Origin of the sequence: Mesorhizobium sp. NZP2234, assembly GCF_013170765.1 — a bacterium.
Taxonomy (GTDB): Bacteria; Pseudomonadota; Alphaproteobacteria; order Rhizobiales; family Rhizobiaceae; genus Mesorhizobium; species Mesorhizobium loti_D.
Genome location: NZ_CP033364.1, coordinates 4,971,636 through 4,984,420 on the forward strand (window position 1 = coordinate 4,971,636; position 12,785 = coordinate 4,984,420).

A 12,785-nucleotide genomic window follows, 5' to 3' on the forward strand; every position below is an offset into this window, starting at 1 on the left:
GCTAACGCGGCGCTGCGCTCGAAACCTGTATCTGGCACTGCCCATGGACATCGCCCTCGCTCCGGAAGGCACCGACCTCTCGCCTTATCTCCCCGATGAGCACGGGCTGTTCTTCAGCTATCATTTCACGGCGGAAGGCTCCCGAACGAAGGATCCCGCGCAGGCGCGATGGACATGGCGCAGTTACCAGATCACCGATCTCCACGCTCGCCAGGAAATCGGCGCCGAGAAGGCTCTGCCGGCCCCGGCACGCGATGCCTTCCTCGCCCCCAGCCATGGCTGCCACATCGACTATGAGGATGGCTGGCTCTACGGCGATCTGCCGGACCTCAAGCACGATTTTTCGGAGGCGCGCGGGCTCGTTCATTTCCGCTTCGCCTTCAACGACACGATGCTGATCGGCGCCCGCAAGCAGCCGCTGGAGTCGGTCGACGCCGTGCGCAAGGTGGTGGAAAGCGGATCGCGGAAATTCCGCTCGCCGTCGGACCTGATCGAGGCGGTCATGGGCCAGTCGCTTGATGGCATGGCGATCGAACTCGGCAAGCTCGGCGACACGCTCGATGGCATCGAGGACCGCGTCGTGCGCGACGCATGGCACAATGAACGGCAAGCGCTGGTCGAGGCGCGCCGGCAGTTGGTGGTCATCCACCGGCAGATGGCAACGCTGACCAGCCTGTTCCGGCATCTCGACCATTCGCATCGCGACGAATTGCCGGATTCGATCAACGACATGGCGGCCCGGCTCTCGCACCGGGCGCAGACGCTCTACCATGACGGCGAGCAATTGCAGGCGCGCACGCGGCTTCTGCAGGACGAGCTGATGGCCAAGCTGACCATGCAGTCGAACCAGTTGCTCTATGTTCTCTCTGTCATGACGGCCGTGCTGCTGCCGATGACCATTATCTCCGGCCTGTTCGGCATGAATGTCGGCGGACTGCCGCTTGTCGACACGCCATTGGGCTTCTGGGTGGTGACGGCGGTGTCAATGGCCATCGCCGCGGCCACCTATCTGTTCGTCAGACGGCTTGGCCGGGGGCTGTAGCGGCAACCATCGGCAACATCCTGCCCAAGCTATCGGGCAGCAGCCCGGCGGGCCGTCATCAGCATCGACCAGGAATAGATCGCCAAGGCCGTCCAGATCAGGGCAAAGGCAACGGCCTGGGTGGTGCCGAACGGCTCATCGAAAATCAGGACCGCGATCAGGAACACCATGGTCGGCGCGATATATTGCATAATGCCGATGGTGGAGAGGCGCAAAAGCTTGGCGCCGAACGCAAACAGAAGCAGCGGCACCGATGTGACCGGGCCGCAGCCGATCAGCAATGCCGTATCGGTGCCGTTGCTGGACACGACATGATCCTGTCCGGTCGCGATCAGGTAGACGATATAGAACAGAGCGGGCACCGACAGCAAAAGCACTTCGAGCAGAAAGCCCTGGCTTGGCCCGATCGGCAGTGTCTTGCGGAAGAAGCCGTAGGCGGCGAAGGAGAAGGCCAGCGCCAGCGATACCCAAGGTAGCTTGCCGCCCTCGATTGTCAGCACCGCCACGGCGATCGCCGCAAGCGCCACCGCCGCGATCTGCAATTTGTCGAGTCGTTCGCCAAGCAGCAATGCACCGACGACAACGTTGACCAGCGGGTTGATGTAATAGCCAAGCGCGGTCTCGACGGTGCGATCGACGGCGATCGCCCAGACATAGATGCCCCAGTTGACCGAAATCAGCGCCGCCGTCAGCGCCGCCATGGCGATGGTGCGGGGAGAGCGAATTGCCGCCTTGAAGTCCGCCGTGCGGCCGGCCCAGACCAGGACCGCCGCGGCGATCGGCACGGACCAGACGATGCGGTGGGCGATCACCTCGGCAAGCGGCAGATGCGCCACCGCCTTCATGTAGAAAGGCAGCAACCCCCACAGGAGATACGCGCCCAACGCCAGCAGGAAGCCGCGGCGGGCTTTTGAATCCGCGTCGAGGGCAATTGCTTCAGTGGCCATGGGCCAACGCTATGGCCCAGTAACCTTGGCAAGACCATCACAAAGTTCTGATGGATCAATGGACTTTCGCTGATGGGTCAACCCTATTCGGCGGCAACCACGCCAGCCATCTCACGATTCTTCATCAGCTTGTAGATGATCGAATCCATCAGCGCCTGGAATGAAGCGTCGATGATGTTTTCGGAAACTCCGACCGTCCACCAGCGCGCGCCGGTGCCGTCATGCGATTCGATCAACACGCGGGTGATCGCCTCGGTGCCGCCATTGAGGATACGCACCTTGAAGTCGGCCAGTTCGAGGTCGACGATCTCGCTCTGGTATTTTCCGAGATCCTTGCGCAGCGCAATGTCGAGCGCGTTGACCGGTCCGTGCCCCTCGGCCACCGACATCTTCTCCTCACCGTCGACCAGCACTTTCACGATCGCTTCAGACACGGTCTTCAACTGGCCGTTGGCATCGAAACGCCGCTCGACCATGCAGCGGAACGAGGTGACATTGAAGAATTCCGGCAGGCCGTGCAGCATCTTGCGGGCGAGCAGCTCGAAGGAGGCGTCGGCGCCCTCATAGGCATAGCCTTCGGCCTCGCGCTCCTTGACGACCGATATCAGCGCATCGAGCCGATGGTCGTCCCTGGGCACCTCGATGCCGCGCCGCTTCAGTTCGGCGAGGAAATTGGCCTTGCCGCCCTGGTCGGAGACCATGACGCGCCGGCGGTTGCCGACGGATTCCGGCGGCACATGCTCATAGGTCGCCGGTTCCTTGGCCAGCGCCGAGGCATGAATGCCGGCCTTGGTGGCGAAGGCCGAGGCGCCGACATAGGGCGCTTGCGCTTCCGGGGCGCGGTTCAAGAGTTCATCGAATGCGCGCGACAGGCGCGAGATGCCGGTCAGCGCTTCGGCCGAAATACCCGTCTCGAAACGATCGGCGAATGCCGGCTTCAGCGCCAATGTCGGCACGATCGAGATCAGGTTGGCATTGCCGCAGCGCTCGCCAATGCCATTCAGCGTGCCCTGGATCTGGCGCACACCGGCCTCGACGGCGGCCAGGGAATTCGCAACCGCCTGGCCCGTGTCGTCATGGGCGTGGATACCCAGATGATCGCCGGCAATGCCCGATGCGATGACCTTGGCGACGATGGTGCGCACTTCCGAGGGCTGCGTGCCGCCGTTGGTATCGCACAGCACCACCCAGCGCGCGCCGGCATCGTACGCCGTTTTCGCGCAGGCCAGCGCATAGTCCGGATTGGCCTTGAAGCCATCGAAGAAATGCTCGCAGTCGACCATCGCTTCCTTGCCGGCGGCGACTGATGCCTCGACCGACGTCTCGATCGACTCCAGGTTCTCCTCGTTTGTGCAGCCAAGCGCCACACGGACATGATAATCCCAACTCTTGGCGACGAAGCAGATGGCGTCCGATTTCGACCGCACGAGCGCCGCCAGCCCGGGATCGTTCGAGGCGGAGACCCCTGCCCGCTTGGTCATGCCAAAGGCGACGAATTTCGCTTTGGCCGTGCGCTTCTTCAGGAAGAAGGTGGTGTCGGTTGGATTCGCGCCGGGATAGCCGCCCTCGACATAATCCATGCCGAAGTCGTCGAGCAGTTTTGCAATCGCGATCTTGTCCTCGACCGAAAAATCGATGCCCGGCGTCTGCTGGCCATCGCGCAATGTGGTGTCGAAGAGATAGAGGCGGTCGCGGGTCATGGTCATTTGCCTGCAAATTTGTCCGTCGCGCGGATCAACCGGTCGAGGATGCCGGGCTCGGAATAGGCGTGGCCGGCGCCTTCGATCAGGTGGAAATCGGCCTTTGGCCAGGCCTTGTGCAGCGCCCAGGCATAGCGCGCCGGACACGGCATGTCATAGCGGCCATGGACAATGGTGCCGGGAATGTCCTTGAGCTTGTGCGCATCGCGCAGAAGCTGCCCTTCCTGCAGCCAGCCGGCATGGACGAAATAGTGGTTCTCGATACGGGCAAATGCGACGGCATAGTCGTCCTGCCCAAACGGACCACTGGTTTCAGGCTCCGGCAGCAGCGTGATCGTCTCGCCTTCCCATAGGCTCCAGGCGCGAGCAGCCTCTATCTGCGCCTCACGGTCCGCGCCGACCAGGCGCTTGCGGTAGGCCGCCATCATATCGCCGCGCTCGGCCTGCGGGATCGGCGCCAGGAAACGTTCCCACTTGTCGGGAAACATCTCGGAGACACCGAACTGATAATACCATTCGAGCTCCGCGCGGGTCAGCGTGTAGATGCCACGCACCACCAGCTCGCTGACGCGGTCAGGGTGTGTCTCGGCGTAGGCGAGCGCCAGCGTCGAGCCCCAGGAACCACCGAACACCAGCCATGTGTCGAAGCCGGCCATTTCGCGCAGGCGTTCGATGTCGGCGACGAGGTGCCAGGTCGTATTGGCCTCCAGCGAGGCGTTCGGCGTCGATTTTCCGCAGCCACGCTGATCGAACAGGATGACGTCGTAGAGTTTTGGATCGAACAGCCGCCGGTGTTTTGGCGAGATGGTGCCGCCCGGTCCGCCGTGCAGGAACACGGCCGGCTTGGCACCCTTGGTGCCGGAACGCTCCCAATAGACCGTGTGGCCGTCGCCGACATCGAGCATGCCTGAGTCGAACGGTTCGATTTCCGGATAGAGTGTGCGCAAGCTCATAATTTCAAGCCCTGTTGCGGCCAGTTGGCGGTTTCGTGGTCGGGATGCTGGAAGGAGATGATCTGCTCCTGCCTGGCGTAGTAGTCGGGATCGTCGTGGACCGGCGCCTGGAAGATCTTTTCCACCCAGGGCAACCGGGCCGCATGGTTGACCTGGATTTGCGGCGCCAGATCCGAGCGGTCGTCGAAGGCGCCGATGGCGATCTCGAGCCCGCCGGGCTGGCGGTAGGTCAACGGCGTGCCGCAGCGGGCGCAGAACCCGCGATCGATGTTGATCGACGACTGGAAATAGCTCGGTTCCTCATGGGTCCATTCGACGCCATCCCGGGGCACGGTAACCAGCGCGCCGAAGAACGAGCCAAACTGCTTCTGGCACATGCGGCAATGGCAGATTGACGGACGCCCGAGCGCTCCCCTGATGCGGAAGCGCACGGCGCCGCACTGGCAGCCGCCGGTTCGGACGATCTCGGTCATGGTCTTTCCTCCGGCGGCCATTGTTCGGTGTCGTGATCGGGGTGCTGGTAGGAGACAAGCTCGGCGAGATAGGGAGCCGACCCCATGTCCGCCATCGTGTCCTCACCCGGCAATTGCGGAATGGTATCGACGTAAGGCAGTTTCGCTTCGGTGCCCCATTGGATGGTCGGTGCGATATCGGCCGGATCGTCGAAGGCGGCTATCGCCAGCGCAAGACCGTCGGGCGCCTCGAAGGTCAGCGGCGTGCCGCATTCGGCGCAGAAGCCGCGCCAGGCGGCATTGGAGGAACGGAAACGCTTGGGCTCGCCGCGTGTCCAGTCGACCTTGGCGCCGCGCACCGAGACCAGCGGCAGGTAGAAATTGCCGCTCGCCTTCTGGCACATGCGGCAGTGGCAGATCGAGGCGTCGCCAAGCGCGCCTTCGACGCGGAAGCGCACCGCGCCGCATTGGCAGCCGCCTGTGTAGACCGGCCGATTGTCGAGGCTCATCGCGTCTCACTCCGGATCATGGCAGACAGCCTCGACGTTGTTGCCGTCGGGATCGAAGACGAAGGCACCGTAGTAGTTCGGGTGATAATGTGGGCGCAGCCCCGGCCCGCCATTGTCCTTCCCGCCGGCGGCAAGGGCCGCGGCGTGGAAGGCGTCGACCTCGGCACGGCTGCGCGCGGTGAAGGCGACGTGCTGATGGGCCTTGGGCTTGTCCTTGGCGGCCTGCAGCCAGAACACAGGGCGATCGCGGCCATAGCCGCCGATCTTGGCACCGCCGGTGTATTCCAGCGGCACCATGTGGATCAGCGAAGCGCCAAGCGGTGCCATCGCCTTGTCGTAGAAAGCCTTCGAAGTGTCGAAATCGGCAACGTTGATACCGAGATGGTCGATCATCTTTTCACCTCCCAGGTCGTGATGCGTGCGCCGGTCGCCGGATCCTTGCCGTCCTTCAACTGCACGCCTTGCGCCAAAAGGTCATCGCGGATGCGGTCGGCCTCGGCCCAGTTCTTCGCCGCGATGAGGGCGAGGCGATTGGCGATTGCCTTGGCGATCTTGTCCCCATCCACGTGTTCGGAGCCGACATCGAAGCCAAGAAACAGCAGCGACGCCTTCAGTGCGGCGGCGGCTTCATTGCCGTCGGCTGCCTCACCGGCCAACTGCGTCAAAACCTGGAAGGCGGCATAGGTGGCCAAGTCATCGGAGAGGGCCTCCACGACCTTTGCCGGCAGTTGCCCGACGGCCGGCGCCAGGTCCGCCGCGCGTTTCCACTTGCGCAGCGTGTTCTCCGCCTCCTCCAGCTTGCGCACGGAGAAGTCGATCGGCTCGCGGTAGTGCGTCATCAGCATCGCCAGCCGCAGAACCTCGCCCGGCCAGCTGCGCCCGCCGAAGGTCTCGGTCTCCAGCAGTTCATGGATCGAGTAGAAATTGCCGAGGCTCTTGGACATCTTCTGCCCCTCGACCTGCAGGAAGCCATTGTGCATCCAGACATTGGCCATGACCGATGTGCCGTGGGCGCAGCGCGACTGGGCGATCTCGTTCTCATGATGCGGGAAGATCAGGTCGAGGCCGCCGCCATGGATGTCGAAAACCTCGCCGAGATAGGCCGCGGACATGGCGGAGCATTCGATGTGCCAGCCCGGCCGGCCCCTGCCCCATGGGCTCTCCCAACCCGGCTCTTCCGGCGATGACAGCTTCCACAGCACGAAATCTTGCGGGTTCTTCTTATGCGCATCGACGGCGACGCGAGCGCCGGCCTGCTGCTCGTCGAGATTGCGCTTCGACAATTGCCCATAGTCCGGCATCGACGCCGTGTCGAAGAGAACTTCGCCAGCCGCGACATAGGCATGGCCGCGTTGGATCAGGTTTTGAATCAAGGTGATCATGTCGGCCTTGCCGTCGGCCCGCGGCTCGACGAATTCGGTGGCGCGCGGCTCGACCGTAGGCTCGAGGCAGCCGAGCGTGGCGACATCCCTGTGGAACTGGTCGGCGGTCTTTTCCGTCACCCGCCGGATCGCTTCGTTGAGCGACAGCTTTCCGGTGGATATCTCGCTGCCGAAATCGCGCAACGCACGCGCGTTGATCTTGTCGTCGACGTCGGTGATGTTGCGCACATAGGTGACGTGGGCTTGTCCATAGAGATGGCGCAGCAGGCGGAACAGCACGTCGAAGACGATGACCGGCCTGGCATTTCCGATATGGGCGAAGTCGTAGACGGTGGGGCCACAGACATACATGCGCACGTTCAGCGCATCGATCGGAACGAAATCCGTCTTTGTGCGCGTCAGCGTGTTGTAGAGGTGCAGGCCCTTCGATGCGTCAGACATTCCATGCCTTCCCGGTTCAGAACTTCTTGTTTGCATGGAGCCAGCCTTGCGCCGAGGCGCAAATCAGGCTCCAGCCTGCTGGCCGGGGCGTTTGTCCAATCTGGGGAGAGATGAGGCGAAAACGTCCGGACCAGCGCGAGGCTAGCCAATAATGCAAATGCCACAAATGGCGAAAGACGTTTTCATGGGCGGCTTTATCGCCTTGGCCAGTGTTGCCGTCAAGTCGCTGATCCCGGGAAAAACGTCGCCAGGACAGGCAAAACCGTCGCTCGATCACGCGGAATCAGCCAGTGAAACATTTTATTAAACATGTCGGCACAGTCATGAAACATTCGCCGGCTAGTTCACCAAGCGTCACGATTTGGTCGGAATCAGCCATCAAACGCAGACACGAAAACGTTACCAGGGAAGAGAACATGCCTCGAAGCAAGCAGGAAGCCAACCGCGCCAAGCAACCGGCGCTGGCCAGCCACTATCGCGCAATCGGCCCGGCCGCGATCGTCGCGGCACTTCTTCATACCGCGAAGAAGAAGAAGCCGGCGCAGAAGATCGTATCGCCGCGCGCCGCCTGAGATGATGTTCCGCCGGCGCGATCGCCGGCGATGAGGGTGCGAACAAGCACCCTGGAATAAGGCCTTCGACAGGCTTCGCTAGAACAGCGTCATCTGACTGTCGTCGGTGCCAGGCTTCTGGCGTCTGGCCTTCTCGGGCTCCGGGCCGATCTCCCCTCTTGCTTGAATCTCCGGTCCGGTGTTGGCGACCTTATTGACGAGGTCGGAGACTGGAATCGCTTCGAAGAAATCAAGTTGCGCCGGCCGCAACAGGTCGGCGACATCGCGCGGTTCCTGCGTGCGGCAATCCAGCCAGCGAGCGAAGTCCCCGGGATCGATGACCACCGGCATCCGATCGTGGATATGGGCGATGTCGGCATTGGCGGTTACCGTCAGGATTGCGCCGGTATCCATCTCCGAGCCGCCTGGCTCCGCATAGGTCTCGATCAGCCCGGCAAAGGCGATCAGCCCGCCATGCCTGGGCCGGATCCAATAGGGCTGCCCCTTCTTGCCCCCGGCCTGCCGCCATTCGTAGAAGCCCGACGCCGGCACCAGTGCGCGGCGATGGCGCATGGCAGCCTTGAACGAGGCCTTTTCGATCGCGCCTTCCGAGCGCGCGTTGAACAGCAGCGGAAACTCCCTGGTGTCCTTCACCCAGGCCGGGATGAGCCCCCATCGCACCAGCATCGGTTGCCGGTCCGGCAAATTGGAGCCCGGTGAGCGCGGCGCACCAGCGGTCGCCATCAGCACCGGCTGGGTCGGCGCGATGTTGTAGCGCGCCGGGAAATCTTCCAGTTCGGCCAAGCCCAGAAAGGCAGCGGTTTGATCCGGCGTGGCCGTCAAGGCAAAACGTCCGCACATGATCGATTGCTCCTGCTCTGAAATGGTTGCGCAAGAAAGTGGCGATGGAACTGCCGCACTGCAACCGCTAAAGCTGCCAGACGCCAACCGTCCACAGCGGGCCGCGGCGGCCGAACGATTGAGAGCCATGAACGACATACGAAAGATACTGCCGGCCGTCTCGGTAGCCGTGGTGCGTGGCGATACCGTGCTGCTGGTCAAGCGTGCCCGGCAGCCCTCACAGGGACTCTATGCCTTTCCAGGCGGCAAGGTCGAGGCCGGCGAGACGCTGGAGGATGCCGCGAAGCGCGAACTGCTGGAAGAGACCGGTCTGCGTGCCACCGGTTTCCGCCCGCTTCGGGAAATCCATATCGACGGCAGGGTCGATTCCCACCCTGTCGATTACCGACTCACGGTCTTCGGCGCCGCCTATGCCGGGGGCGAGGCCGTGGCCAGCGACGATGCCGAGACAGCCGCCTTCTACACGCTCCGCGAGATGGCGGCGCTGCCGCTTGCCGGTTCGGTGTTCGCGGTCGCGGAAGATCTGCTTGGCCGACCTGCTGGTTCCCGTGACAGCCGCTGAATTCCTCAACGGCCGCGCCGGAAACGCCTTGCAGGCGACAAATTGTTTGGCCACATAGACCTATGAGCCGCGCTCCTTTTCTTGTTGCTTTATGCATAGCCGTCAGCACGGCAGTGGCCGTGCGTCCGGCGCTCAGCGCCGAGTCGCCGTTCGAGCCGGGGCTGATGCGGCTTGCAGAGGTTCTGGGGGCGTTGCATTTCCTGCGCAATCTGTGCGGGGAGAAGGGCGACCAGTGGCGTGGCGAGATGGAAAAACTGCTCGATTCGGAAAATCCGGACCCGGAGCGCCGTGCCCGGTTCATCGCCAGCTTCAATCGCGGCTATCGTTCCTTCGGCGGCACCTATACCCAGTGCACCGCTTCAGCCACCGAAGCCATCAACCGCTACATGAAGGAAGGCGAGACGCTGTCGCGCGATATCGCCTCGCGCTATGGAAACTAGCGTATGCCGCCCAAAGCCGCGCCGGCTTTGTGGACACGACATGCGTGAGAACAATCACATAATGCGCGTTGCATGACTGGATTTCGGCGCCGCGCGCTTGAGGCAATCCATCAACAGATATCGGGGCCATCATCGGTCAAGTTGGAGAAGTCCGGCTTGTACCGGTCGGTGTCTTGGTGCAATCCTGATGTTGCACTTCTGCAACAGCGTTAATCAAACGTTACCGCACGAATGCGAAATTAACTCAAACTGAAGGTTTTCAACCCGCAGGCCGGCCTAATCGGCTAAGTTTGATCCGGGTTGAAACGCAGCTTCGCCAAACACAGCCGCCCCCTGTAAAACACGATCAAAAAAATGTCGTATTTACAGATACTTACTTAGGCTGCGTGTAAACGGAACAGATCAAGCATGATCCCCATTGAGGGGTCGCCGCTTGAAAGGGTGGACATCGCTTATGGAACATGGTGTCAACGACATCGACGCGCTGGTCAGGGAAGAGAAACGCCTGACGGCGGTGGAGAGCCACAGCGAAGCCTGGGCGGAAGGCCTTTCGGCCGGCATCGAGCCCGAGATCATTGCCGAGGCGGCGCTAGAGACCGCGTTCGGTGAAATGCTGCGCGCCAACGGCGAGACATCGGCCCTTGCCCTGCTCGACCGCATGCGTGAAAAGGTTATTGCTGGCGCCTTCGAACCCGAGCGGCTGCGGCACTGAACCGACATCCGGTTCTTTGACGATCGAGTGCCGTTTGGGCATCATGCCCGGGAGCCAAGGAGAAACGGGCAGTGAATTTTCCGATGTCCGGCCGGTCGAAGGGCCCGGTCCTCTACATCCGCCTCGCCGCTTGCTGTGCCGCGATTGCCTTTGTGGCGTGCCTGGCCAGCAGCCCGGCCTATGCGCTGAGCGAAATCCAGGACGAAAAGCTTCCCTCACCCGTCACACCGTCAGCGGATGACGACGCTTCGTCGTCGGGCGGCGCGATTCCCATGCCTGACCCGGTGGGAACGCCGCCTTCGACCGGCCAGCAGCCGGCAGCTCCGGACGCGGCGGAGCCCGACAGTCCTGCGGATGGCGGCAGCAACAGGCCGCGTGTCGATCCCGAAGCACCCTTGCCGGAAGTCGTCTACGACCTCGGCAAGCTGCCTGAGCCCGTGCGGCGCATGCACGACCTCATCATCGAAGCCTGCAAGAGCGGTGATATCGAAAAGCTCAGGCCCCTGATCGGCAAGGGCGACAGCATGACCCAACTGTCGCTGGCCGACATCGACGGCGACGCCATCGCCTTCCTCAAAGGCCTGTCGGGAGATCCGGACGGCCAGGAGATCCTGGCCATCCTGGAGGAAGTGCTCAGTGCCGGCTATGTTCATGTCGACGCCGGCACACCGCAGGAACTCTATGTCTGGCCGTATTTCTTCGCGCTGCCGCTGGACAAGCTCGACGCCAAGCAGCGGGTCGAACTGTTCAAGATCGTAACCGCCGGCGATTTCGACGACATGAAGCAGTTCGGCGCCTATATCTTCTATCGCGTCGGCATCACGCCCGCCGGGCAGTGGACGTTCTTCGTCGCTGGCGACTGAGCGATCCTACCCCCCACGACAAGGGAGGTTGAGGAAGCCTATCCCGGCAACGCCTCGGAAAACTCCACCCCCCGCCCCTGCCCAGGCGTCACGATTTCGCCGTCCCACATGATTTGGCGGCCGCGAATGACGGTGCCGACCGGCCAGCCGGTGACCTCCTTGCCGTCATAAGGCGTCCAGCCCGCTCTTGAACCGGCTTGCGCATTGGTGATGGTCTCGCGCCGCTTCATGTCGACAATGGTGAAGTCGGCATCATAGCCGGCGGCGATGCGGCCTTTCCTGGCCATGCCGAAGATACGTTGCGGCCCGTGGCTGGAGAGATCGACGAAGCGCTGCAAGGTCAGCCGTCCCGCATTGACGTGGTCGAGCATGATCGGCACCAGCGTCTGCACACCGGTCATGCCCGAGGGCGAGGCCGGATAGGGTTTTGCCTTTTCGGCCAGCGTGTGCGGCGCGTGGTCGGAGCCGAGCACATCGACAATGCCTTGTGCGATGCCATGCCAGACGCCGTCCCGGTGACGGGAGGCGCGCACCGGCGGGTTCATCTGGATCAGCGTACCGAGCCGGGCATAATCGTCGGCACTCAACGTCAGATGGTGCGGCGTCGCCTCGCAGGTCGCGACGTCCTTGTGGTGTTCAAGGAACAGAATCTCCTCGGCGGTCGAGATGTGCAGGACGTGGATACGGGCGCGAGCGTCGCGCGCGATGCGCACCAGCCGTTCGGTGCAGCGCAAGGCGGCTATCTCGTCGCGCCAGACCGGATGCGATGACGGATCGCCCTCGATGCGTTCGCCCAGACGTTCGCGCAACCTGAATTCGTCCTCGGAATGGAACGCGGCACGACGGCGGGTGTTCCTCAGGATCGAAGCGACACCTTCGTCGTCCTCGACCAGCAGATCGCCGGTGGACGATCCCATGAAGACCTTTATGCCCGCCGCACCCGGCAACCGCTCGAGTTCACCGACATCCCTGGCGTTATCGCGGGTACCGCCGACCCAAAACGCGAAGTCGCAATGCATGCGGCCGCTGCCGCGCCGGACCTTGTCGGCAAGCGTTGCCTCGCTGGTGGTCAGCGGGTTGGTGTTAGGCATCTCGAACACCGCGGTGACTCCGCCGAGCACCGCCGCCCGCGAGCCTGTTTCCAGATCTTCCTTGTGCTCCAGTCCGGGCTCGCGAAAATGCACCTGGCTGTCGACGACACCGGGCAGGATGTGCAAGCCGCGGCAGTCGATCGTCTCACCGGCCGAGGCCCGGCGGAGATCGCCGATAACCGCGATGCGCCCGTCCTTCACGCCGATATCGCGCTGCCCCTCGCCGTCATGGTTGACCACCGTGCCGCCTGTCAGGATGAGGTCGTAGGTCATGGGCAT

16 protein-coding genes are annotated in these 12,785 nt (G+C 62.9%); 7 read left to right on the forward strand and 9 right to left on the reverse strand.

What is annotated here, in order from left to right; all coding sequences use genetic code 11:
• Positions 1–43 precede the first annotated feature (43 nt).
• Entirely contained in the window at positions 44–1,042 is a 999-nt protein-coding gene (locus EB230_RS24660; protein ID WP_172374118.1) for a transporter, read from the forward strand.
• A gap of 29 nt (positions 1,043–1,071) precedes the next feature.
• On the opposite strand, the gene rarD is transcribed toward EB230_RS24660, so the two are convergent.
• From rarD to cysS, 7 genes are all read right to left on the reverse strand, one after another.
• The gene (gene rarD / locus EB230_RS24665; RefSeq protein WP_172374119.1) at positions 1,072–1,989 is read right to left on the reverse strand and encodes an EamA family transporter RarD; all 918 of its coding nucleotides are present in this window, start codon (positions 1,987–1,989) and stop codon (positions 1,072–1,074) included.
• A gap of 83 nt (positions 1,990–2,072) precedes the next feature.
• Positions 2,073–3,695, reverse strand: a complete 1,623-nt coding sequence (cimA, locus tag EB230_RS24670; RefSeq protein ID WP_171883320.1) for a citramalate synthase — start codon at positions 3,693–3,695, stop codon at positions 2,073–2,075.
• On the reverse strand, positions 3,692–4,642 hold the full coding sequence (pip, locus tag EB230_RS24675) for a prolyl aminopeptidase (RefSeq protein ID WP_056563358.1): 951 nt from the start codon (positions 4,640–4,642) through the stop codon (positions 3,692–3,694). The genes cimA and pip overlap by 4 nt, the downstream gene beginning before the upstream one ends.
• Positions 4,639–5,115, reverse strand: coding sequence for a GFA family protein (locus tag EB230_RS24680; protein ID WP_081294778.1), 477 nt, complete (start codon positions 5,113–5,115; stop codon positions 4,639–4,641). Before EB230_RS24680 ends, pip begins: the two co-directional genes overlap by 4 nt.
• On the reverse strand, positions 5,112–5,603 hold the full coding sequence (locus EB230_RS24685; RefSeq protein WP_056563364.1) for a GFA family protein: 492 nt from the start codon (positions 5,601–5,603) through the stop codon (positions 5,112–5,114). The genes EB230_RS24680 and EB230_RS24685 overlap by 4 nt, the downstream gene beginning before the upstream one ends.
• A gap of 6 nt (positions 5,604–5,609) precedes the next feature.
• On the reverse strand, positions 5,610–5,996 hold the full coding sequence (locus tag EB230_RS24690) for a VOC family protein (protein ID WP_056563367.1): 387 nt from the start codon (positions 5,994–5,996) through the stop codon (positions 5,610–5,612).
• Entirely contained in the window at positions 5,993–7,426 is a 1,434-nt protein-coding gene (cysS, locus tag EB230_RS24695) for a cysteine--tRNA ligase (RefSeq protein ID WP_056563369.1), read from the reverse strand. Before cysS ends, EB230_RS24690 begins: the two co-directional genes overlap by 4 nt.
• Positions 7,427–7,592: 166 nt before the next feature.
• Between cysS and EB230_RS24700 the strand changes: the two genes are divergently transcribed.
• Both EB230_RS24700 and EB230_RS24705 read left to right on the forward strand, forming a co-directional pair.
• Entirely contained in the window at positions 7,593–7,733 is a 141-nt protein-coding gene (locus EB230_RS24700; RefSeq protein ID WP_172370965.1) for a hypothetical protein, read from the forward strand.
• Between the two features lie 109 nt (positions 7,734–7,842).
• Entirely contained in the window at positions 7,843–7,998 is a 156-nt protein-coding gene (locus EB230_RS24705; protein WP_140768494.1) for a hypothetical protein, read from the forward strand.
• A 78-nt stretch (positions 7,999–8,076) separates the two neighbouring features.
• Here the strand turns inward: EB230_RS24705 and EB230_RS24710 are convergent, their stop codons facing one another.
• Positions 8,077–8,838 (reverse strand): SOS response-associated peptidase, encoded by a 762-nt coding sequence (locus tag EB230_RS24710; RefSeq protein WP_172374120.1) that lies wholly within the window; start codon positions 8,836–8,838, stop codon positions 8,077–8,079.
• 127 nt (positions 8,839–8,965) lie between these two features.
• Here EB230_RS24710 and EB230_RS24715 point away from each other — a divergent pair, with 127 nt between their 5' ends.
• The 4 genes from EB230_RS24715 to EB230_RS24730 all read left to right on the forward strand — a co-directional run bounded on the left by EB230_RS24715 (position 8,966) and on the right by EB230_RS24730 (position 11,415).
• Positions 8,966–9,400: an NUDIX hydrolase gene (locus tag EB230_RS24715; RefSeq protein WP_172374121.1), complete on the forward strand. Its 435-nt coding sequence runs from the start codon at positions 8,966–8,968 to the stop codon at positions 9,398–9,400.
• Between the two features lie 62 nt (positions 9,401–9,462).
• Positions 9,463–9,840, forward strand: a complete 378-nt coding sequence (locus EB230_RS24720; protein WP_172374122.1) for a TIGR02301 family protein — start codon at positions 9,463–9,465, stop codon at positions 9,838–9,840.
• Positions 9,841–10,294: 454 nt separating this feature from the next.
• The gene (locus EB230_RS24725) at positions 10,295–10,552 is read left to right on the forward strand and encodes a hypothetical protein (RefSeq protein ID WP_008874920.1); all 258 of its coding nucleotides are present in this window, start codon (positions 10,295–10,297) and stop codon (positions 10,550–10,552) included.
• 71 nt (positions 10,553–10,623) lie between these two features.
• Positions 10,624–11,415, forward strand: coding sequence for a hypothetical protein (locus EB230_RS24730; protein ID WP_056563387.1), 792 nt, complete (start codon positions 10,624–10,626; stop codon positions 11,413–11,415).
• A gap of 38 nt (positions 11,416–11,453) precedes the next feature.
• Here the strand turns inward: EB230_RS24730 and EB230_RS24735 are convergent, their stop codons facing one another.
• Positions 11,454–12,785, reverse strand: a complete 1,332-nt coding sequence (locus tag EB230_RS24735; RefSeq protein WP_172374123.1) for a dihydroorotase — start codon at positions 12,783–12,785, stop codon at positions 11,454–11,456.